The organism is Rhodobacter sp. Har01 (genome assembly GCF_020564565.1).
GTDB lineage: Bacteria > Pseudomonadota > Alphaproteobacteria > Rhodobacterales > Rhodobacteraceae > Pseudogemmobacter.
In genome coordinates this window covers 1,106,425-1,125,703 of record NZ_JAJCTD010000001.1, presented here as the reverse complement: position 1 = coordinate 1,125,703, position 19,279 = coordinate 1,106,425, and the positions used below count along the sequence as shown (strand labels likewise).

Here is a 19,279-nt window from a genome sequence, read left to right as displayed (position 1 = left end):
GGCGGCCGAGCCGGTTGGCGCTTGCGCCAGAGGCGAGATATCGGCTTGCGGCCGCTCTTTGCGGCCGCGCCTTACATGAAGCCCAGTTCCAGCCGCGCCTCGTCGGACATCATGTCCATGCCCCAGGGCGGGTCGAAGGTCATGTGCACCTCGACCTGCTTCACCCCCGGCAGCGGCTCGACCGCGTCGGCCACCCAGCCCGGCATCTCGCCCGCCACCGGGCAACCCGGCGCGGTCAGCGTCATGGTGATGTCGACCGCGTTCTCGGGGCTGATCTCGATCGTGTAGACCAGCCCGAGGTCGTAGATGTTCACCGGAATCTCGGGGTCGAAGACCGAACGGCAGGCCTCGACCACCTGATCATACAGCGGATGATCGGTGGTGGACGGGCGGATCAGCGGCGCACCTTCGACATTGGCATCCATCGGCATCGGTCCCCGCAGCGGTTGTTGACCGATTATATAGGGAATGCCGCCGCCAAGGTCCAGTGCGCCGACAACGTCAGAACAACCGCCGCGCCAGACCGGCCCGCCGCAGTGCCTCGGTCAGCGCCAGCGACCCGGTCACGGCCAGGACATAGACCATGGGCCGCGCCAGATCGGTATGCCGGATCAGCAGCGCCACAAAGGCCACATGCAGGAAGTAGATCCCGCTGGCGTGGTCGCCCAGGGCGCGGCTGGCGGTCACGCCGGGGGTCTGCAACGCCACCAGCGCCAGCGCCGGCGCGGCCAGCACCAGGCTGGCCATCGCGTCATGCGACACGCCGACGGGCAGCGCCGCGCGCAGCAGCGATTCCGCCAGCACCAGCCCGACCCCCACCGCGGCCAGCGCCAGGGCCGCGCCCCGGCCGATCCGCCCCGGCAGGTCTTCGCGCCGCATCAACAGGCCGAAGGCCGCATAGGGCAGGCACAGGAACAACGGGTTGCGAAAGGCCGACAGCGGGTCATGGAACACCGGGCCGGGGGTCAGCACGCCTTCGCCCATCGCCCAGCTGACCGCCGCCCCGGCTGCCGCCAGCGCCAGCGCCAGTGCCAGCAAGGGCCGCGTCGGCCAGCGCGCCAGCCCGACCAGCGCCGCCGCCGCCATCGCCAGCCCGGCCAGATACCACAGATGCCAATAGCCGAAGACGGCAAAGCGCAGCGCCTGCCAGGGCTGGAAATTGCGCGCAAAGCCGATCCAGAGCGGCAGGTACAGGATCATCCACAGGGCATAAAGCCCCGCCGCCCGCCGCACCGTGGCCCAGCCCTTGCCGGCCGCGATCGCGGGCTGCAGGTACCAGCCGTTGAAGACCAGAAAGACCGGCACCGCCAGCCGGTACAGGCCCTCGCCGGTCAGCAGGATGGCGGTGTGGCCGAACCCGGCAAAGGGGTTGGCGTGGATGCCCACCACCATCAGCGCAAGGACCAGCTTCAGCCCGTCCACCGCCCGGCTGCGGCCTGCGCCTGCCATCACGTCCGTCCCTTGCCGCGGCCTGTTCCTGATGCCTCAGGCTCCGGTCAGAACGGAATCTCGTCATCCATGTCGGACCGGCCGCCGCCGCCCCCGCCGCCGCTGCCCGAAGCGCCGCCGCCCCGCGCCGCGCCGCCGCCCGAGGCCCCGCCGCCATATCCGCCGCCCGAGGCGCCGCCGCCGTAGTCGTCATAGCCGCGGTCATCGCCGCCCCCGCCGCCGCCACCCCCGCCGCCTTCGCCGCGGCCGCCCAGCAGAGTCAGCTCACCGCGGAATTGCCGCAGCACCACCTCGGTCGAGTAGCGGTCGGCGCCCGACTGGTCCTGCCACTTGCGGGTCTCCAGCGCGCCCTCGATATAGACCGTGCTGCCCTTCTTCAGGTATTGCTCGGCGATCTTGGCCAGATTTTCGTTGTAGATCGCCACCGTATGCCACTCGGTCCGCTCCTTGCGCTCGCCGGTGGCGCGGTCGCGCCAGGTTTCGCTGGTGGCGATGCGCAGGTTCACCACCTTGCCGCCATTCTGGAACGACCGCACCTCGGGGTCGCGCCCGAGGTTGCCGATGAGGATGACCTTGTTGACCGAACCGGCCATGACGCTCTCCCTGATGGACGCCGTTTGCCGGGTCACATTCTCCCGGCAAGGTTAACCAATCCTCTACACGGCCCCGCTGCGCGCCGCAACCAAGCGCCGGGCCTCGGCGGCTCGGCAGCTTCCTGCCGGTCGGACACCCCGACCTTTGGCCGTCACCGGCGATTCCCCTCTGGAATCCGGCCCGGCTTTTCGTATAGTCCTTTCGCGACAAGTCGCCTTGGGGGACGTGGGACCTTGCAGCATCGGACCGGGAAGTCGTGGGTCGTCTCCGCTGCGGCCTGTCTGGCACTTGCGCTGCCGGCCGGGGCCGAGGGTCTGAAGCTGTCCGGCTCGTCGAAATCGCGCAACTCGATCTTCAAGTCGCAGACGGCGCTGCTCGACGACAAGCTGGCCAAGCAATACTCCGGTTCGGTCAAGCTGACGCCCAAGTACAAGTCCGGCAAGACCGACGATGCCCTGGCCGAGTCGGTGCCGCGCTACAAGGGCAGCTACAAGGGCAAGTATCTTGAGGTCGCCAAGGCCGTCGCGCGCAAGCATGGCGTGCCCGAGGATCTGTTCCTGCGGCTGATCCAGCAGGAATCCGGCTGGAACCCCGGCGCGGTCAGCCACAAGGGCGCCTCGGGCCTGGCGCAGCTGATGCCGGGCACCGCGCGCAAGCTGGGGGTCGACATCGCCGACCCCGAGGACAACCTGGACGGCGGCGCGCGCTACCTGCGGATGATGTATGACAAGTTCGGCAGCTGGAAGCTGGCCCTTGCGGCCTACAACGCCGGCCCCGGCGCGGTGGAAGAGCATGGCGGCATCCCGCCCTATGCCGAGACCAAGGCCTATGTGAAGGCCATCCTCGGCTGACCGCCGCCGGGCCGCGGCGACCGTGGGTGCAGCGGCCTCAGCTGAACTGCTTGGCCAGCCACTTCTCCAGCCAGTGGATGTTGTAGTCGCCGTTCTGGATGTCCGGCTCGGCCAGCAGCGCGTCGAACAGCGGCACCGTGGTCTCCACCCCGTCCACGATCAATTCGCCCAGGGCCCGGCGCAGCCGCGACAGCGCCTCGGGGCGGTCGCGGCCGTGCACGATCAGCTTGCCGATCAGGCTGTCGTAATAGGGCGGGATGGTGTAGCCGCCATAAAGCGCCGAATCCATCCGCACCCCCAGGCCGCCCGGCGCGTGGAAGGTGCGCACCTTGCCGGGGCAGGGGGCAAAGGTCGGCAACCGTTCCGCGTTGATCCGCACCTCGATGGCGTGGCCGTTGATCTCCAGCTCGTCCTGCCCGAACGACATCGGCAGGCCGGCCGCCACCCGGATCTGTTCGCGCACCAGATCGACGCCGAAGATGTATTCGGTCACCGGGTGTTCGACCTGCAGCCGGGTGTTCATCTCGATGAAATAGAACTGCCCGTCCTCATACAGGAACTCGACGGTCCCCGCGCCGATATAGGCGATCTTGGCCACGGCATTGGCGCAGACCGCGCCGATCTCGGCCCGCATCTTGGGCGTGATCACCGGACCCGGAGCCTCTTCGAACACCTTCTGGTGCCGGCGCTGCAAGGAACAATCCCGCTCGCCCAGGTGCAGCGCATTGCCCTTGCCGTCACCGAAGACCTGAATCTCGATGTGGCGCGGCTTCTGCAGGTATTTCTCGATATAGACCTCGTCGTTGCCGAAGGCGGCCTTGGCCTCGGCCCGGGCGGTGCGGAAGGCGATCTCCAGTTCTTCCGCCGACTTCGCCACCTTCATGCCGCGGCCACCGCCGCCGGCGGTGGCCTTGACGATGACCGGAAACCCGATGCCTTCGGCCACGCCGATGGCGGTCTCGAAATCCGGCACGCCGCCGTCGCTGCCCGGCACCACCGGAATCCCCAAGGCCTTGGCGGTTTCCTTGGCGGTGATCTTGTCGCCCATGATGCGGATATGCTCCGCACTTGGCCCGATGAAGGTGATGCCGTGGTCTTCCAGCGCCTGCGCGAAGGCGGCGTTCTCGCTCAGGAAGCCATAGCCCGGGTGAACCGCCTGGGCGCCGGTGATCTCGCAGGCCGAAATGACCGCGGCCTTGCTGAGGTAGCTTTCCGAACTGGGGGCCGGGCCGATGCAGACGCTTTCGTCGGCCATCCGCACATGCATCGCATCGGCATCCGCCGTGGAATGCACCGCGACCGACTTGATCCCCATTTCCCGGCAAGCCCGGATCACGCGCAGCGCGATCTCTCCGCGGTTGGCGATCAGGATTTTCTCGAACATCCCGCGCGCCCTTATTCGATGATCATCAGGGGGGCGCCGTATTCGACCGGCTGGCCGTCCTCGACCAGGATGCGCTTGACCGTGCCGGCGCGCGGCGCCGGGATGTGGTTCATCGTCTTCATCGCCTCGATGATCAGCACCGTCTCGCCTTCGGCAACCTGGGTGCCCAGGGTGACGAAGGCACTCGCGCCAGGTTCCGGCGACAGATAGATCGTGCCGACCATGGGCGAGGTCACCGCGCCCGGGTGCTGGCTGGGGTCTTCCGGGGGTGCCGCCGGGCCGGCCGGGGCTGCGGCGGCGGGGGCATGGGCCATAGGCGCCTGGGCATAGACCGGGGCCGGGGCCGCGTGGATCACCGTCGCCTGCTTGACCACGCGCACCTCAAGGCTGTCGTCCTCGCCGTATTCGCGTTTCACCGCGATCTCGGTCAGCTCGTTCTTGTTCAGAAGCTCTGCCAAGGCCGAGATGAAGGCCACGTCCGTGTCGGGGGTCTGTTTGCTCATGCCGTCCTCTGTTGGCGGTTCCTGCGCAACCTGCTGTGCCGTGCGCCCGAAGGCGCCCGTCAGGGATGCCCGCTTATAGGGCAGGTCACGCGGGGTGAAAAGCGCCGATCATTCCTGCCGGTTTTGCGGGCAATCCGTCGCACCCGTGGGCCAAAGTGCGGGCCAAAGTGCGGGCCAGATTGCGGGACGGATTGTGGGGCAGGGGAGAGAAATTTGCCCGGCGCAGAAAATTTACCGTTTGATAAATTCCCGACCTGTGCCACGCTCGGCCCAAGACACGAAGCCAGGGAGGCCCGACCCCGATGCCGAACAGCCCGCTGACGCCTGGGATCGTGCCCGCGCGCCTGCCAGCCGCCGCCTACGCCGCGAACTTCTCTGACTCGGAGCCCGCGCTCGACGCACATGAGGCGCGGGTGGCGGCCGACCGCTGCTACTTCTGCCATGATGCACCCTGCATGACGGCCTGCCCGACCGGCATCGACATCCCCCTTTTCATCCGCCAGATCTCGACCGGCACGCCCGAAGCGGCCGCGCTCACGATCTGGTCGCAGAACATCCTGGGCGGCATCTGCGCCCGCGTCTGCCCGACCGAGACGCTGTGCGAAGAGGTCTGCGTGCGCGAAGTGGCCGAGGGCAAGCCGGTCGAGATCGGCCGGCTGCAACGCTTTGCCACCGATGTGGCGATGGCGAAGAACCGGCATCCCTTCTCGCGGTCCCCCGCCACCGGGAACAAGGTCGCCGTTGTGGGCGCGGGCCCGGCGGGCCTGGCCTGCGCCCACCGGCTGGCCATGAAGGGCCATGCGGTGACCGTGTTCGACAAACGCTCCAAGCCTGGCGGGCTGAACGAATACGGCATCGCCAGCTACAAGGCGACCGGCGGCTTTGCCGCGCGCGAAGTGGACTGGCTCTTGCAGATCGGCGGCATCACCGTGACCTGCGGGGTGAAGCTGGGCCGCGATGTCCAGCTTTCCGACCTGATCCGCGATTTCGACGCGGTTTTCCTGGGTCTGGGCCTGCAAGGGGTGAACGCCCTGCGGGCCGAAGGCGAAGACCGCCCCGGTGTCGCGAATGCCGTCGATTTCATCGCCGAACTGCGGCAGGCGGCGGACCTCTCCAAGCTCCCGGTCGGCCGCGACGTGGTGGTGATCGGCGGCGGCATGACCGCCGTCGATGCCGCCGTGCAGTCGAAACTGCTGGGGGCGGAAACCGTCACCATCGTCTACCGCCGCGGCCAGGACCAGATGGCCGCCTCGCGCCACGAACAGGACCACGCCGTGCAGGCTGGCGTGCGCATCCTGCACAACGCGGCCCCGCTGCGGGTGACGGCCGAAGCTGTGGACTTCGCCTATACCGAAGCCGGTCCGCAGGGCCTGAAACTGCTGGACCAGGGTTTCGCGCTGAAGGCCGACCAGGTGTTCAAGGCCATCGGCCAGACCCTGGCGGACGTGCCTGCCGGGGTGACGGTCGAGGCCGGCAAGATCACCGCCACGCCCGCGAAGGTCTGGGCCGGCGGTGACTGCGCCGCGGGCGGCGAGGACCTGACGGTGACCGCCGTGGCGCAGGGCCGCGACGCCGCCGAGGCGATCCACGTCGCCCTGACGGCCCTCTGATGCCCGCGGTTTTTCCTTGCCTTGCGGCCCTGCCTCGGCCATTCGGGCCGAAACCACGGGGCACGCATGCAGGCCTGGATCGACACGATCATCGCGTTCATCGAACGCCACCACTTCTGGGCGCCCTGGATCATGGTCGTCTTTGCGGCGGCCGAGACCACGGCCTTCCTGTCGATCCTGGTCCCCTCGACCGCGATCCTGGTGGCCGTCGGCGCGCTGGCCGCGACCGGCGCGATCGACTTCCTGCCGCTTTGGGCCGGCGCCACCGCAGGGGCGCTGATCGGCTCGACCTTCTCGTTCTGGCTGGGGTTGCGCTATGGCAGCACGATCCTGCGCATGCGCCCGCTGTCGAACCACCCCGAGATGGCCGAAAAGGCCCGCGCCGCGTTTCACCGCTATGGCCCCGCGACCGTCTTCGTCGGCCATTTCGTCACCGTCTTCCGCCCGGTGGTGTTCCTGCTGGCCGGGATGAGCGGCATGACCCTCGCCCGCTTCGCCTTCTGGAATACCCTGGGCGCCACCGCCTGGGCCTTCCTGATTCCCAAGCTCGGCCAGTTCGGCGGCGACCTGATCGGCTGGCTCTGGTCGCTTTTCGCCTGACCGCCCCGCGCGACCGCGGACAACCCCACAAAGATCTCCCCGCCCCTCGCAAGGAGGCCCGCCATGGCTGACCTGACCTCGTCGTTTGTCGGCATCAAGTCGCCGAACCCGTTCTGGCTGGCCTCGGCCCCGCCCACGGACAAGGAATACAACGTCACCCGCGCGTTCCAGGCCGGATGGGGCGGCGTGGTGTGGAAGACGCTCGGCTCGGACGGCCCGCCCATCGTCAACGTGGGCGGCCCGCGCTACGGCGCGATCTGGGGCGCCGACCGCCGGCTTCTGGGCCTGAACAACATCGAGTTGATCACCGACCGCCCGCTGCAGGTGAACCTCGACGAGATCAAGCGCGTCAAGCGCGCCTGGCGCGACCGCGCCCTGGTGATCTCGCTGATGGTCCCTTGCGATGAGGAGTCGTGGAAGGACATCCTGCGCCGCATCGAGGATACCGAGGCCGACGGGGTGGAACTCAACTTCGGCTGCCCGCACGGCATGGCCGAACGCGGCATGGGCTCGGCCGTGGGCCAGGTGCCGGAATACATCGAGATGGTCACGGCTTGGGTCAAGAAGCACAGCCGCATGCCCTGCATCGTCAAGCTGACGCCGAACATCGCCGACATCCGCAAGCCCGCCGAAGCGGCCCGGCGCGGCGGCGCCGACGCCGTTTCGCTGATCAACACCATCAACTCGATCACCGCCGTCGACCTTGACGCCTTCTCGCCCGAGCCGATGATCGACGGCAAGGGCACCCACGGCGGCTATTGCGGCCCCGCGGTCAAGCCCATCGCCCTGAACATGGTGGCCGAGATCGCCCGCAACGCCGACACCCGCGGGCTGCCGATCAGCGGCATCGGCGGCGTCACCACCTGGCGCGACGCGGCCGAGTTCATGGCCCTGGGCGCGGGCAACGTGCAGGTCTGCACCGCGGTGATGACCTACGGCTTCAAGATCGTGCATGAAATGATCTCGGGCCTGTCGCAGTATCTCGACGACAAGGGGATGGCGCTCTCGGACCTGATCGGCCGCGCGGTGCCCAATGTCACCGACTGGCAGTACCTCAACCTGAACTACGTCACCAAGGCCCACATCGACCAGGCCGCCTGCATCAAGTGCGGCCGCTGCTATGCGGCCTGTGAGGACACCAGCCACCAGGCCATCGCCATGTCGCCCGACCGCGTGTTCACGGTGAAGGATGAGGACTGCGTGGCCTGCAACCTCTGCGTCAACGTCTGCCCGGTCGAGGGCTGCATCACCATGGTCCCCATGGCCAAAGGCGCCACCGACCCGCGCACCGGTCGCAAGGTCGCCGACTACGCCAACTGGACCACGCACCCCAACAACCCGATGGCACGGGCGGCCGAATAGGGCGCCCGCTCCCAACCCCACGCCCGACGCGCCGGTGCTCTGCCTCCGGACAGAGGGCCACGCCCGCCCCGGGTCGGGCGCGGCCCAAAGGCTTCGGACCTCCGGGCAGACCCCACCGCCAGAGCCTCGAGGCCCCAGGAGCCCCGTTTCTCTGTTTGTCGGATTTGCCCCAGGCAAATCCGACCGCGCCCGACCCGCCCCCCCAGGGCGGGCGCGATTGCGCCCACCCCGCGGGCCGGCCGCGGCCGGATTTGCGCCGACCGTCACGCCCGGAAGGCCATCGCCAGATACACCACGCACAGCACCCCCGCCGCCACCTCCTTTCCCCTTGATCCGCAACACCTTTCCCCACATATTCACCCTCCGGTGGTGAGGGGGGCGGCCATGTGGGCTGAGGTTTCGTCGCGCGCGGCCCACGCCGCCAATCTCCTCGTTTCCGTCGCGGCCTGCGTCGCCGATCCGTCCGGTCTTGCCGTCACCGGCGCCGCCGCGACCGGCATTCTTTCCCTTAAGGACATCTTCAAGGCCTCCACGCCCGAGGCAAAGGCGCTGGTCAAGGCCATCACCGCCGAGCTTGACGCCGCGCTGGAAATCCCGCAGTTCCACATGCCGGCACGCGGCCCGGCGCTTCTGCCGCAGATGCTCGAAGCAGCCCTTCCCGCCCCGGCCGACATTCTCGGCCGGAACCTTGATACCGATGCCGTCCTCGGCCTCATGCTCGACAAGCTGACCGATTCCGAACACCGTCAATCCGAAATGGTCGCGGCGTTCTGCAACTGGGTCCGCCCCAGCCTCTCGCGCCTGCTGGCCGACCGGACCTTCGTGCAGACCCTTGCCCCGCTGATCGCCCGCGAAACTCTGTCGCGCCTTGCCGAACTGGCCGATGCGCTTGTCGGCCTATCGCAGACCTACGGCACGCTGGCACGCTCGCTCGATGACCTGCGCCACCTCCACCGCTCGCAACTCGAGGTGCTGGCGCTCCGCTTCGGCCTTGCGCCCGCACCCGGTGCCGATCCGCGCCAACTTGTCGGCCTCTTGGAACAAAAGGCCGAAGACCTCCGCGTGCTTTCCGCGGACTCCGCCGCCATGCGCGGCCTTTCCGACCGACTGGACAACATCCTTGCTGCCGTCGAGGCCGACATCGCCGCCCTGCGCTTTGCTGATGCCAAGGAGAAGCTGGAAGCCGCGCGCGAGGTGCAGGCCGAAACCCTGCGCAAGCCGCTGGAAATCAACGCCGCCCTGATGGAACGTCAGGCGCAGATCGCCCTGCTGGAAGGCCAGGCCGACCAAGCCTTCACCCTGTTCTCCGCCGCCGCCGACAGCTTCGCCGCCCTCGACCCGGTCCAGGTCGCCCGCCGCCGCCGCACCTACGCCGTTCGCCTGAGCGACCACGGCACCCGCTACGGCGGCCCGGCCCTCCCCCTCGCCATCCGCCTGCTGGACCGCCTGCTGGAAGACCTCCCGCGCGATGCCTCGCCGTGGGATTGGGCGGCCGCCCAGAACAGCCTTGCAATAGTCTGCGGGACTCTGGGCGAACGCACCGAAGGCCCACCCGGCACCGCGCTTCTGTCCCGCGCCGTCGCGGCCTATGAGAACGCCATGCAGGTCTTCACCCGCGCCGATCATCCGGTGGACTGGGCGATGACGATGCAAAACCTCGCCAACGCGCTTCGGGCACAGGGCGAGCGGACAGCAGGCGAGGCCGGCACCGCGCTCCTGTCCCGCGCCGTCGCGGCCTACCAGGACGCCTTGCAGGTCTACAACCGCGCTGATCTTCCGGTGGACTGGGCGGCGACGATGCAGAACCTCGCTGCTGCGCTGTGGGCGCAGGGCGAGCGTACGGCGGGTGAGGCGGGCACTGCGCTCCTGTCGCGCGCCGTCGCGGCATTCGAGGACGCCTTGCAGGAGTTCACCCGCGCCGATCATCCAGTGCATTGGGCGACGACGATGCAGAACCTCGCCACCGCGCTTCGGGCACAGGGCGAGCGGACGGCGGGCGAGGTCGGCACCGCGCTCCTGTCCCGCGCCGTCGCGGCCTTTGAGGACGCCTTGCAGGTGCGCACCCGCGCCGATCATCCGGTGGACTGGGCGCTAACGATGCAGAACCTCGCCAACGCGCTTCTTCGGCAGGGCGAGCGGACGGCGGGCGAGGCGGGCACCGCGCTCCTGTCCCGCGCCGTCGCGGCCTATGAGGACGCCTTGCTGGTGTTCAACCGCGCTGATCTTCCGGTGAACTGGGCGACGACGATGCAGAACCTCGCCAGCGCGCTTCGGGCGCAGGGCGAGCGGACGGCGGGCGAGGCGGGCACCGCGCTCCTGTCCCGCGCCGTCGCGGCTTATGAGGACGCGTTGCAGGTGCGCGCCCGTGCCGATCATCCGGTGCAATGGGCGATGACCCAGGAGAACCTTGCGATCTGTCACGAGGCTTGGGCGCAGCACCCTGCCTGCGACGACCCCGGGGCGCATCTGCGGCGGGCGCTGGAGCACGTCGATCTGGCGCTGACGGTCTACGACCCCGACCACACGCCCTTTTACCACGAAAAGGCCGCCCGCCTGCGCGAGGGCCTACTGGCCGCTCTTGGGGCCAAATCCTGACAAAGGGTTAAACCGAGGCGGTAACCCCTTGGAATCCTTTGCGGCCCGACCTGTCCCATCATGGGACACCCCTTGCGGCCCTCAGGGGACCGGGTCGTTCAGCGGGTTCAGCCCGGCGGCGAGCGAGGCCATCATGTAGGCCCGCTGCGCCGCCTCGGCCCGCGCCCGCGCCGATTCGATGGCATAGCTCTTCTCGGCCAGGTTGCCCACGCCCTCCGACGCCCCCGCCGAGGGCGCCACCGGCCGTTTCGTCTCGGCCGCCGCCGCAGGCTCAGCCCGCGCGCCGTTGTGGGCGGCCGTGCCGCCCGAAGAGTTCTGTCCTGCCGTCAGATGCGGCGATGTTCCCAACGTCAGCACCGTTGGCCGGACGGATGAGATCGGTCCCATTCCCGTCACCTTCCAATGGTGCCCCCACCAAACACGACCATACCGCCAAAGCGGCCGGTTTCCCACAGGATAGTCTTTAAAAGCTTAGCGGCCCGGCGGGGTCAGCAGGCGGCGGAACAGGGTGTCGAGGAAGGCCCCGGCCTCGGCAAAGGGATCATGCCCCGGGCCCAGCACGGCCCGGACCTGGAAATCGAAGTCGGCATAATGCTGGGTCAGCGACCAGACCGAGAAGATCAGGTGCACCGGATCGACGCGGGCGATCCGGCCCTGATCCATCCAGCGGCCGAGCAGCGCCGCCTTCTCGTCCACCAGCCGCTTCAGGTCGCCCTCCAGCGCCTCGCGGATGCGCGGGCCGCCCTGCAGGATCTCGTTGGCGAACAACCGGCTTTCGCGCGGATAGTCGCGCGACAGATCAAGCTTGCGCCGGACATAGGACAGCATCTCCTCGACCGGCTCCCCGTCGGGGTTCATCGCCCGCAGCGGATCAAGCCAGCTGTCCAGCAGGCCGGTCAGAAGGGTGCGGTGCACGGCCTCCTTTGACGGAAAATAGTACAGAAGGTTGGGCTTCGACAGCCCCGCCACCTCGGCGATCTGGTCCACCGTCGCGCCGCGGAAGCCATGCGCCGAGAACACCTCGAGCGCGGCTTCGAGAATGGCCTCGCGGTTCTTGCGCTGGATGCGGCTGCGCTGGACGGTCATGGTCGCCTTTCTGTCCGGGCGGTGATGCTAGCGCGGGCCTCTGCCTGCGGTCAAACCCTTGCGGTGCCGGCCGCGCCAAGGTTCACTGGCCGCAAATCAGGAGGATGACATGGCCGAGGACTGCACGGCGACGGTACTGGTGGACGATGCCCGGGTCCGGGTCACCCGGTTCGACTTCGCGCCGGGGGCGCAGACCGGCTGGCACCGGCACGGGCATGACTATGTGATCTGCGCCCTGACCGATTGCGCGATGCGGCTGGAGGCGCCGGATGGCACGGAGCGCGAGGTGCTGGTGCCCGCCGGCAGCGCCTATCGCCGCGACGAGGGGGTCGAGCACAACGTCATCAACGCCGGCGCCGCGCCGATGAGCTTTGTCGAGGTCGAGCTCAAGGAACCCGCCCCGGCGGCGTGACGGCCGGGCGAAGGGCGCGGAATTCGTGCGAATTCCGGTCTCGATTTCCGGCTTCGGAAATCGCCTTCGGAAGCGGTCAGAGCGTGGCCAGCACGGCCTTGATGCCGGCCACCGCCAACCGGTGATCCTCGACCTGCGGCAGGCCCGAGACGGTGACGCAGGCGACAACGCCGGTGCCGTCCACCTGGATCGGCACCGCGCCGCCGTTGTCGGCATGGGTCTCGGAGGAAAGGCCGTGGCGGGCCAGCGTCTCGGCCTTTTCCCGGTTGCGCAGCCCGACCAGCAGCGAGGGCAACTGGAACAAGAGCGCAGTGGCCGACTTGCGCGCCACCCAGCGGTCGTTCAGCGGCGCCGCGCCGGGCAGGGCGGCGTGGAACAGCACCCGGTCTGACGTGCGGATGTCGACCACGATCGGCAGCCCTGCCGCCAGCCCGCGGCTGACCAGATCCTGCCCCAGCGCCAGCGCCACCCGCTCGTCGAACTGCGGAAACACCAGGCGTGCATAATCCGCCGCGATCGCTTCGGGGTCCGGGCCGGCCGCCGGGTCGGTCATTGGGTCAGTCATTGAATCGTCACGTCGGTGGTGAAGGTCGATTTCTGCCCGCCATGGCGGTCGCGGAAGGTGAATTCCAGCGTGTAGGCGCCGGCCGGCGCCTCGCCCATGCTGACGGTCATGTTGGCGACGAACTCGCGCGCCGGCCCCCAGACCTGGTGCGACACCGCCATGAAGTCCGGCGCCTCGACCAGCACCGTGCCGGCCGGGTCCAGCACCCGCAGGTCGATGTCGAAGGCGATCTCCAGCTTGCCGCCGCCAAGGTCGCCGAAGCCATAGCCCTCCGGCTCGGCATAGACGAAGATGTCTTCGCCGCGGCCGTAGGTAGAATTCGGCCGCGCCTCGTAAGAGCCATATCCGGAGGCCGGCGCGGCGGTCAGGATCAGCCGGTTGAAGTGCAGGCCTGGGGCGAACCAGGCCTCGGTCAGCAATGTTCCGTTCGCCGCCTGCCAGGCCGCGAAGTCACCGGCCGCAACCGCGGCCTCGACGGCGGCGGCGGCATCGGCGACCGGGCCGGCCTGGACGGGAAGGGTCAGGGAAACGGCGGCCAGCGCGGCCAGAAGCGGAAGACGCATGCGGAAGATGCCCTTTCGATGGCGGGGCGCGCAGCCCGGGGGACCAAACCCGTCCACCCTAGCAGAGGTGCTGGGTTTGAAAAGGATGGTTTGCCGGGTCGGAACCGGTCAGCGACCGGTTTGGCGGGCGGTGCGGCGCCGCGGCGGGGCCAGAACGTCCGGCAGGGCGCCGATGCCGCGCAGGATGATCGCCTTGACCTCGGCGGTCGCAGCCTTCCACTGCCGGTCGCTCAGCGGCTTGCCGGCGTTCAGCGTCTCGATCTGGTGGCCGAAGTCGGCGTAGTGCTGGGTGGTGGCCCAGATCATGTACATCAGGTGCCGCGGGTCGATCGGCGCCATCAGGCCCTGGTCGATCCAGCGCCGGATGGCGGCGATGCGGCCCTCGGTCCAGGCCCGCAGGGTGCCCTCCAGATAGTCCTGGATCACCGGCGCGCCGTGCATCACCTCGCTGGCCCAGACCTTCGATCCAAAGGGATGCTCGCGCGAGATGCGCATCTTGGCCTCGATATAGGCGCCGATGCCGCTGGCCGGGTCCGGCGCGCTGTCAAAGCTGTCGGCGGCGCGCAGCCAGATCTGGAAGATGTTCTCGACCACCCGGCGGTAGAGGTCCTCCTTGGTGGCAAAGTAGTAATGCAGGTTGGCCTTGGGCAGGCCCGCCATATCGGCGATCAGCTGCATGGTGGCGCCGCCGAATCCGGCCTCGGCAAACACCTTCTCGGCGGCCTGCAGGATCAGCCGCTCGTTCTCGCGCCGGATATCCGTGCGACGGCCCGCCTTGGTGCGCGAATTCTGGGCAGTCTCGTCCATCGGCAGGCCATCGGGGGAAAGGGAAACTTGTTGACCGGCTGGTCAGGTTGTGCTGCGCTTCGATCCGACCATAGGGTCAGGTCGAGATTCGCCGCAAGCACAGTCGGCATGCGCCCGCCAGAGGCGCCGCGACAGGGAGAAGCCAGATGCCGTCACCCGGGGAAAACCTGAGGATCAATCCCGCGCGCCTGTGGGACAGCCTGATGGAAATGGCCCAGATCGGCCCCGGCGTGGCGGGCGGCTGCAACCGGCAGACCCTGACCGATGCGGATGGGCAGGGGCGGCACCTTTTTGCGGGCTGGTGCAAGGCGGCAGGCATGACCATGGGCGTTGACACCATGGGCAACATGTTCGCCACCCGGGCGGGGACCGACCCCGACGCGCTGCCGGTCTACATGGGCTCGCACCTCGACACCCAGCCCACCGGGGGCAAGTATGACGGCGTGCTGGGGGTTCTCGGCGCGCTCGAGGTGGTGCGGACGATGAACGACATGGGCGTGCAGACCCGGCACCCCATCGTGGTGACCAACTGGACCAACGAGGAAGGCGCCCGCTTCGCCCCCGCCATGCTGGCGAGCGGCGTCTTCGCCGGCATCCACACTGAAGGCTACGCCAAAGCGCGGACTGACCTTGACGGCAAGGTCTTCGGTGAAGAATTGCAGCGCATCGGCTGGGTCGGCGACGAAAAGGTCGGCGCCCGCAAGATGCACGCGATGTTCGAATTGCACATCGAACAGGGGCCGATTCTTGAGGCCGAGGGCCGCGATATCGGCGTGGTGACCCATGGCCAGGGCCTGTGGTGGCTGGAAATCACCCTGACCGGGAAAGAGGCCCACACCGGCAGCACCCCGATGGCGATGCGGGTCAATGCCTCGTTGGGGATGGGGCGAATTCTGGAACGCGTCCAGCAGATCGCCATGAGCCACCAGCCGAACGCGGTGGGCGGCGTCGGCCAGATCAAGGTGACGCCGAACAGCCGCAACGTCTTGCCGGGGAAGGTGGTGTTCACGGTGGACATCCGCAGCCCCGAACAGGCCAAGCTGGACACCATGAAGGCCGAAGTGATCCGCGCCGCCCATGCCGTGGCGGCCGAACTGGGCCTGGGGTGCAGCATCGAGGACGTCGGCCACTTCGACCCCGTCACCTTCGACCCCGGCCTTGTGAAGGTCGTCCGCCAATCGGCTGAAAAGCTGGGCTATTCCCATATGGACATCGTCAGCGGCGCCGGCCATGACGCCTGCTGGGTCAACCGCGTCGCCCCCACGGTGATGATCATGTGCCCGTGTGTGGGGGGCTTGAGCCACAACGAGGCCGAGGAGATTTCTCCGGAATGGGCGACAGCCGGGACGGATGTGCTCCTGCACGCGGTGCTTGAGGTGGCGGAGGTGGTGGGGTGAGGCCACTTCATTGGAAACGAGGACTCGTTCGCATTTGGCTAGTGACCACCATCCTCTGGATAGGTGCAGCTCTATATCTAACATACGACAAGTTCGAAATTGCGGCAGATCAATACAAGAAGAGAAACGAAGAACTATTGGCTGCGCCGGTAAGACTTACTGACGTTGAGATCTTTATTCACAATATTGAGAACGCAGATCGCAAAGAGAAAGGTTTGCCGCCCCTCGAAATACTCGACGCTAGAGAGTTGCGACGCAGAGATTTAGAATCAAACCAAAATTCCTATACTCAAAGAAAGTGGGAAGCCGCACTTCTTATGCTCTATGCTTTGATTGCTCCCATCGGCGTGCTGTTCTCGGCCTTCATATTCACTTGGATTGGAAAGGGCTTCGTGAAGCCCGATGATCAGGAAGGGGCAAAATGACCACCATCATCAAGAACGGCACCGTCGTCACTGCCGACCTCAGCTACAAGGCCGATGTCCGCATCGAGGGCGGCACCATCACCGAGATCGGGCAGGGCCTCAAGGGCGGCACCGAACTCGATGCCACCGGCTGCTATGTCATGCCCGGCGGGATCGACCCGCATACGCACTTGGAGATGCCGTTCATGGGCACCTACTCGGCGGATGACTTCGAGTCGGGCACGCGGGCGGCGCTGGCGGGCGGCACCACGATGGTGGTGGACTTCGTGCTGCCGGGGCAGGGGCAGGGGCTGATGGATGCGGCCCAGATGTGGCACAACAAATCGGGGCGGGCGAATTGCGATTATTCCTACCACATGGCGGTGACCTGGTGGGGGGAGAAGGTGTTCGAGGGCATTGCCGACAGCATCAAGGCCGGCATGACCTCGTTCAAGCATTTCATGGCCTACAAGGGCGCGCTGATGGTGAACGACGACGAGATGTATGCGTCGTTCCGCCGGATTGGCGAGTTGGGCGGGCTGGCCATGGTGCATGCCGAGAACGGCGATGTGGTGGCGGAGCTGACGGCGAAGCTCTTGGCCGAGGGGAATACCGGGCCGGAGGGGCACGCCTACAGCCGGCCGCCTCAGGTGGAAGGCGAGGCGACCAACCGGGCGATCATGATCGCCGACATGGCCGGCGTGCCGCTCTATGTGGTGCATGTGTCCTGCGAGGACAGCCATGAGGCCATCCGCCGGGCGCGGGCGGCGGGCAAGCGGGTCTGGGGCGAACCGCTGATCCAGCACCTGACGCTGGACGAAAGCGAATATTTCCACCCCGACTGGGACCATGCCGCGCGGCGGGTGATGTCGCCCCCCTTCCGGTCTAAGGCGCATCAGGCCAGCCTCTGGGCGGGGTTGCAGTCCGGGTCTCTGTCGGTGGTGGCGACCGACCACTGCGCCTTTACCACCGAGCAGAAGCGGTTCGGCCTGGGGAATTTCGCCAAGATCCCCAACGGCACCGGCGGCCTTGAAGACCGGATGCCGATGCTGTGGACGCATGGCGTGGCGACCGGGCGGCTGACGCCGAATGAATTTGTCGCCGTCACCTCAACCAATATCGCGAAAATCCTGAACTGCTACCCGAAGAAGGGCGCGGTTCTGGTGGGTGCGGATGCCGATCTGGTGGTGCTGGACCCCGAGCGGGAGAAGGTGATCAGCGCGACGACGCAGCAGTCCTCGATCGACTACAACGTCTTCGAGGGGCACAAGGTGAAGGGCCTGCCGCGCTTTACCCTGACCCGGGGCCATGTGGCGATCCACGATGGCGAGGTGAAGACGCAGGAAGGCCATGGGCGTTTCGTCGCCCGCGAGCCTCGGCCAGCGGTCAACAATGCGCTGAGCCAGTGGAAAGACCTGACGGCGCCAAGACCGGTGGTCCGGTCCGGCATTCCGGCGACGGGGGTGTGATGACGGCAGAGACCTCAGGCTGGGTCGTGGGCTTGGCCGGCTGGCGCGTATTGAGCGGTTACCTGGCCGGCTGCGGAGCCGCCGCCGCGACCATTGCCACATACGTCGCGATGCGCGAGGTTCTCTTCCGCTCGGATACATTGGCAGAGGTCGTTTCGGTCGTGCTCGCCGCCGTTCCAGGGCTTCTGATCGCTTTCGTTGCAATCCTGATCCTGTCCGTGCCGACATTTGCCCTTTTCCGCGCGCTCATGCATCTTTTGGGCCGCACCGACTGGGTCAGCTTCGCGGTGCTGGGTGCAATCAATGCGTATGGGCTGGTCAGCCTGCTGATGGGAGCGGACACACTCGAGCTTTACCTGCAGTATCCGCCGGACCCGGCCATCGCGGTTGCCGGAGCGGTGGGAGGTGTGGCGTGCTGGAGGGCAGAGCGGCACCTTGCCGGTTGCCCGGCATAGGGAGATCAGACCGATGCAGGGATCACGGCTCTCCCGGTTCGCTTTCCTCGTCATCCCGGACGGGGGGCGCGAATGTGATCACGGGGGTGTGGAAGTCGATGTCGTCCAGATCCTCGGGCGCGGGGGCGAAGGCGAGGGTCGTCTGCAAGGCGTTGAGAAGCATGGCGGTCCTCCGATTTCGGACGAGATGGGGGCATTGCGTCCGGGCTGCAAGGATGCCAGCGGCGGACAACGGGAATGTGAAGGAACCTGGGTTTGAAGGACACGATGAACACCACCGCTCCGGTGATCGAAGCCAAGGGGCTGAACCTGGTGTTCCAAACCGCCGATGGTCCGGTGCAGGCGTTGAAGGATGTGGACCTGGCGATCAACCGGGGGGAATTTGTCAGTTTCATCGGGCCAAGTGGCTGCGGGAAAACCACTTTCCTGCGTTGCATCGCGGCCTTGGAGCATCCGACGGGGGGCAGTCTGACGGTCAACGGGATGACCCCGGATGAGGCGCGCAGGCGCCGGGCCTATGGCTATGTGTTCCAGGCGGCGGGGCTTTATCCTTGGCGGACGATTGCCGGGAACGTCAGATTGCCGCTGGAAATCATGGGGTTCGACCGGGCCGAGCAGGAGGCGCGGGTCGAGCGGGTGCTGGATCTGGTGGACCTGAAGGGGTTCGGCAAGAAGTTTCCCTGGCAGTTGTCGGGCGGCATGCAGCAGCGCGCCAGCATTGCCAGGGCGCTGGCCTTCGATGCCGACATTCTCTTGATGGATGAACCCTTTGGCGCACTGGACGAGATCGTTCGCGACCGGCTGAACGAGGAATTGCTGAAGCTTTGGGCGCGGACCGGCAAGACCATCGGCTTTGTCACCCATTCCATTCCCGAGGCGGTTTACCTGTCCACGAAGATCGTGGTGATGAGCCCGCGGCCGGGGCGGATCACGGACATCATCGACTCGCCCTTGCCGAAGGAGCGCCCGCTGGACATCCGCGACAGCCGTGCCTTCATCGAGGTGGCCCACCGGGTGCGCGAGGGGCTGCGGGCGGGGCATTCCTATGACTGACCGGGGTCTGCGGGCGGCATGGCGCTGGTCCGGCAAGCGGAGCGCGCACGGGGGGCTTTCTGCCCCCCGGACCCCCCGAGGGTATTTTCGCCAAGATGAAGCGGCAGACGGGATGGACAG

At 67.5% G+C, this 19,279-nt stretch carries 22 protein-coding genes; 11 read left to right on the top strand and 11 right to left on the bottom strand.

Annotated elements, in window-relative coordinates; genetic code table 11:
* Window positions 1–71 precede the first annotated feature (71 nt).
* From LHP98_RS05485 to ssb, 3 genes are all read right to left on the bottom strand, one after another.
* Window positions 72–425 carry an SUF system Fe-S cluster assembly protein gene (locus tag LHP98_RS05485; RefSeq protein ID WP_227251460.1) on the bottom strand — a complete coding sequence of 118 codons (354 nt, stop codon included), beginning with the start codon at window positions 423–425 and terminating at the stop codon, window positions 72–74.
* A 76-nt stretch (window positions 426–501) separates the two neighbouring features.
* The gene (locus tag LHP98_RS05480) at window positions 502–1,449 is read right to left on the bottom strand and encodes an acyltransferase family protein (protein WP_227251459.1); all 948 of its coding nucleotides are present in this window, start codon (window positions 1,447–1,449) and stop codon (window positions 502–504) included.
* 47 nt (window positions 1,450–1,496) lie between these two features.
* Complete coding sequence (gene ssb, locus LHP98_RS05475) at window positions 1,497–2,042, bottom strand: single-stranded DNA-binding protein (protein WP_227251458.1); 546 nt, start codon at window positions 2,040–2,042, stop codon at window positions 1,497–1,499.
* Between the two features lie 234 nt (window positions 2,043–2,276).
* On the opposite strand from ssb, the gene LHP98_RS05470 reads away from it, so the two are divergent.
* Complete coding sequence (locus tag LHP98_RS05470) at window positions 2,277–2,894, top strand: lytic transglycosylase domain-containing protein (protein WP_413687445.1); 618 nt, start codon at window positions 2,277–2,279, stop codon at window positions 2,892–2,894.
* Window positions 2,895–2,931: 37 nt separating this feature from the next.
* On the opposite strand, the gene accC is transcribed toward LHP98_RS05470, so the two are convergent.
* A complete protein-coding gene (gene accC, locus LHP98_RS05465) occupies window positions 2,932–4,278 on the bottom strand; it encodes an acetyl-CoA carboxylase biotin carboxylase subunit (RefSeq protein ID WP_227251457.1) in 1,347 nt (448 codons plus the stop codon).
* A gap of 11 nt (window positions 4,279–4,289) precedes the next feature.
* Complete coding sequence (gene accB, locus LHP98_RS05460; protein ID WP_227251456.1) at window positions 4,290–4,781, bottom strand: acetyl-CoA carboxylase biotin carboxyl carrier protein; 492 nt, start codon at window positions 4,779–4,781, stop codon at window positions 4,290–4,292.
* A gap of 302 nt (window positions 4,782–5,083) precedes the next feature.
* On the opposite strand from accB, the gene LHP98_RS05455 reads away from it, so the two are divergent.
* The 4 genes from LHP98_RS05455 to LHP98_RS05440 all read left to right on the top strand — a co-directional run bounded on the left by LHP98_RS05455 (window position 5,084) and on the right by LHP98_RS05440 (window position 10,948).
* Complete coding sequence (locus LHP98_RS05455; protein ID WP_227251455.1) at window positions 5,084–6,391, top strand: NAD(P)-dependent oxidoreductase; 1,308 nt, start codon at window positions 5,084–5,086, stop codon at window positions 6,389–6,391.
* A gap of 66 nt (window positions 6,392–6,457) precedes the next feature.
* A complete protein-coding gene (locus LHP98_RS05450; RefSeq protein ID WP_227251454.1) occupies window positions 6,458–6,991 on the top strand; it encodes a DedA family protein in 534 nt (177 codons plus the stop codon).
* Window positions 6,992–7,054: 63 nt separating this feature from the next.
* Window positions 7,055–8,353, top strand: a complete 1,299-nt coding sequence (preA, locus tag LHP98_RS05445; protein ID WP_227251453.1) for an NAD-dependent dihydropyrimidine dehydrogenase subunit PreA — start codon at window positions 7,055–7,057, stop codon at window positions 8,351–8,353.
* Window positions 8,354–8,737: 384 nt separating this feature from the next.
* A complete protein-coding gene (locus LHP98_RS05440) occupies window positions 8,738–10,948 on the top strand; it encodes a tetratricopeptide repeat protein (RefSeq protein WP_227251452.1) in 2,211 nt (736 codons plus the stop codon).
* An 81-nt stretch (window positions 10,949–11,029) separates the two neighbouring features.
* Here the strand turns inward: LHP98_RS05440 and LHP98_RS05435 are convergent, their stop codons facing one another.
* Together LHP98_RS05435 and LHP98_RS05430 are read right to left on the bottom strand one after the other, a co-directional pair.
* On the bottom strand, window positions 11,030–11,335 hold the full coding sequence (locus LHP98_RS05435; protein WP_227251451.1) for a hypothetical protein: 306 nt from the start codon (window positions 11,333–11,335) through the stop codon (window positions 11,030–11,032).
* Between the two features lie 84 nt (window positions 11,336–11,419).
* Window positions 11,420–12,034 (bottom strand): TetR family transcriptional regulator C-terminal domain-containing protein, encoded by a 615-nt coding sequence (locus LHP98_RS05430; protein ID WP_227251450.1) that lies wholly within the window; start codon window positions 12,032–12,034, stop codon window positions 11,420–11,422.
* Window positions 12,035–12,143: 109 nt separating this feature from the next.
* Between LHP98_RS05430 and LHP98_RS05425 the strand changes: the two genes are divergently transcribed.
* Window positions 12,144–12,446: a cupin domain-containing protein gene (locus tag LHP98_RS05425; protein ID WP_227251449.1), complete on the top strand. Its 303-nt coding sequence runs from the start codon at window positions 12,144–12,146 to the stop codon at window positions 12,444–12,446.
* Between the two features lie 76 nt (window positions 12,447–12,522).
* Here LHP98_RS05425 and LHP98_RS05420 read toward each other — a convergent pair whose 3' ends face one another.
* From LHP98_RS05420 to LHP98_RS05410, 3 genes are all read right to left on the bottom strand, one after another.
* Window positions 12,523–12,999 carry a heme-degrading domain-containing protein gene (locus LHP98_RS05420; RefSeq protein ID WP_227251448.1) on the bottom strand — a complete coding sequence of 159 codons (477 nt, stop codon included), beginning with the start codon at window positions 12,997–12,999 and terminating at the stop codon, window positions 12,523–12,525.
* 8 nt (window positions 13,000–13,007) lie between these two features.
* Window positions 13,008–13,574 (bottom strand): hypothetical protein, encoded by a 567-nt coding sequence (locus tag LHP98_RS05415; protein ID WP_227251447.1) that lies wholly within the window; start codon window positions 13,572–13,574, stop codon window positions 13,008–13,010.
* Window positions 13,575–13,682: 108 nt separating this feature from the next.
* Complete coding sequence (locus tag LHP98_RS05410; protein ID WP_227251446.1) at window positions 13,683–14,381, bottom strand: TetR/AcrR family transcriptional regulator; 699 nt, start codon at window positions 14,379–14,381, stop codon at window positions 13,683–13,685.
* 146 nt (window positions 14,382–14,527) lie between these two features.
* Here LHP98_RS05410 and LHP98_RS05405 point away from each other — a divergent pair, with 146 nt between their 5' ends.
* From LHP98_RS05405 to LHP98_RS05390, 4 genes are read left to right on the top strand one after another with little or no spacing between them, the layout of a single operon-like run.
* Complete coding sequence (locus tag LHP98_RS05405) at window positions 14,528–15,778, top strand: Zn-dependent hydrolase (RefSeq protein WP_227251445.1); 1,251 nt, start codon at window positions 14,528–14,530, stop codon at window positions 15,776–15,778.
* A gap of 41 nt (window positions 15,779–15,819) precedes the next feature.
* A complete protein-coding gene (locus tag LHP98_RS05400; protein ID WP_227251444.1) occupies window positions 15,820–16,203 on the top strand; it encodes a hypothetical protein in 384 nt (127 codons plus the stop codon).
* Window positions 16,200–17,651, top strand: a complete 1,452-nt coding sequence (gene hydA, locus LHP98_RS05395; protein ID WP_227251443.1) for a dihydropyrimidinase — start codon at window positions 16,200–16,202, stop codon at window positions 17,649–17,651. The genes LHP98_RS05400 and hydA overlap by 4 nt, the downstream gene beginning before the upstream one ends.
* On the top strand, window positions 17,651–18,106 hold the full coding sequence (locus LHP98_RS05390) for a hypothetical protein (protein ID WP_227251442.1): 456 nt from the start codon (window positions 17,651–17,653) through the stop codon (window positions 18,104–18,106). The genes hydA and LHP98_RS05390 overlap by 1 nt, the downstream gene beginning before the upstream one ends.
* A 22-nt stretch (window positions 18,107–18,128) precedes the next feature.
* On the opposite strand, the gene LHP98_RS05385 is transcribed toward LHP98_RS05390, so the two are convergent.
* Window positions 18,129–18,269 carry a hypothetical protein gene (locus tag LHP98_RS05385; protein ID WP_227251441.1) on the bottom strand — a complete coding sequence of 47 codons (141 nt, stop codon included), beginning with the start codon at window positions 18,267–18,269 and terminating at the stop codon, window positions 18,129–18,131.
* A 104-nt stretch (window positions 18,270–18,373) separates the two neighbouring features.
* On the opposite strand from LHP98_RS05385, the gene LHP98_RS05380 reads away from it, so the two are divergent.
* Window positions 18,374–19,159 carry an ABC transporter ATP-binding protein gene (locus tag LHP98_RS05380; RefSeq protein ID WP_227251565.1) on the top strand — a complete coding sequence of 262 codons (786 nt, stop codon included), beginning with the start codon at window positions 18,374–18,376 and terminating at the stop codon, window positions 19,157–19,159.
* The last annotated feature ends 120 nt before the right edge of the window (window positions 19,160–19,279 follow it).

Excerpts from the sequence above, each read along its gene's own strand:
- ssb (WP_227251458.1), bottom strand. The coding sequence starts at position 2,042 with ATGGCCGGTTCGGTCAACAAGGTCATCCTCATCGGCAACCTCGGGCGC.
- hydA (WP_227251443.1), top strand. The coding sequence starts at position 16,200 with ATGACCACCATCATCAAGAACGGCACCGTCGTCACTGCCGACCTCAGC.
- accB (WP_227251456.1), bottom strand. The coding sequence starts at position 4,781 with ATGAGCAAACAGACCCCCGACACGGACGTGGCCTTCATCTCGGCCTTG.
- LHP98_RS05455 (WP_227251455.1), top strand. The coding sequence starts at position 5,084 with ATGCCGAACAGCCCGCTGACGCCTGGGATCGTGCCCGCGCGCCTGCCA.
- LHP98_RS05430 (WP_227251450.1), bottom strand. The coding sequence starts at position 12,034 with ATGACCGTCCAGCGCAGCCGCATCCAGCGCAAGAACCGCGAGGCCATT.
- LHP98_RS05390 (WP_227251442.1), top strand. The coding sequence starts at position 17,651 with ATGACGGCAGAGACCTCAGGCTGGGTCGTGGGCTTGGCCGGCTGGCGC.
- LHP98_RS05425 (WP_227251449.1), top strand. The coding sequence starts at position 12,144 with ATGGCCGAGGACTGCACGGCGACGGTACTGGTGGACGATGCCCGGGTC.
- LHP98_RS05410 (WP_227251446.1), bottom strand. The coding sequence starts at position 14,381 with ATGGACGAGACTGCCCAGAATTCGCGCACCAAGGCGGGCCGTCGCACG.
- LHP98_RS05485 (WP_227251460.1), bottom strand. The coding sequence starts at position 425 with ATGGATGCCAATGTCGAAGGTGCGCCGCTGATCCGCCCGTCCACCACC.
- preA (WP_227251453.1), top strand. The coding sequence starts at position 7,055 with ATGGCTGACCTGACCTCGTCGTTTGTCGGCATCAAGTCGCCGAACCCG.
- accC (WP_227251457.1), bottom strand. The coding sequence starts at position 4,278 with ATGTTCGAGAAAATCCTGATCGCCAACCGCGGAGAGATCGCGCTGCGC.
- LHP98_RS05480 (WP_227251459.1), bottom strand. The coding sequence starts at position 1,449 with ATGGCAGGCGCAGGCCGCAGCCGGGCGGTGGACGGGCTGAAGCTGGTC.
- LHP98_RS05385 (WP_227251441.1), bottom strand. The coding sequence starts at position 18,269 with ATGCTTCTCAACGCCTTGCAGACGACCCTCGCCTTCGCCCCCGCGCCC.
- LHP98_RS05405 (WP_227251445.1), top strand. The coding sequence starts at position 14,528 with ATGCCGTCACCCGGGGAAAACCTGAGGATCAATCCCGCGCGCCTGTGG.
- LHP98_RS05435 (WP_227251451.1), bottom strand. The coding sequence starts at position 11,335 with ATGGGACCGATCTCATCCGTCCGGCCAACGGTGCTGACGTTGGGAACA.
- LHP98_RS05415 (WP_227251447.1), bottom strand. The coding sequence starts at position 13,574 with ATGCGTCTTCCGCTTCTGGCCGCGCTGGCCGCCGTTTCCCTGACCCTT.
- LHP98_RS05380 (WP_227251565.1), top strand. The coding sequence starts at position 18,374 with ATGAACACCACCGCTCCGGTGATCGAAGCCAAGGGGCTGAACCTGGTG.
- LHP98_RS05420 (WP_227251448.1), bottom strand. The coding sequence starts at position 12,999 with ATGACCGACCCGGCGGCCGGCCCGGACCCCGAAGCGATCGCGGCGGAT.
- LHP98_RS05440 (WP_227251452.1), top strand. The coding sequence starts at position 8,738 with ATGTGGGCTGAGGTTTCGTCGCGCGCGGCCCACGCCGCCAATCTCCTC.
- LHP98_RS05450 (WP_227251454.1), top strand. The coding sequence starts at position 6,458 with ATGCAGGCCTGGATCGACACGATCATCGCGTTCATCGAACGCCACCAC.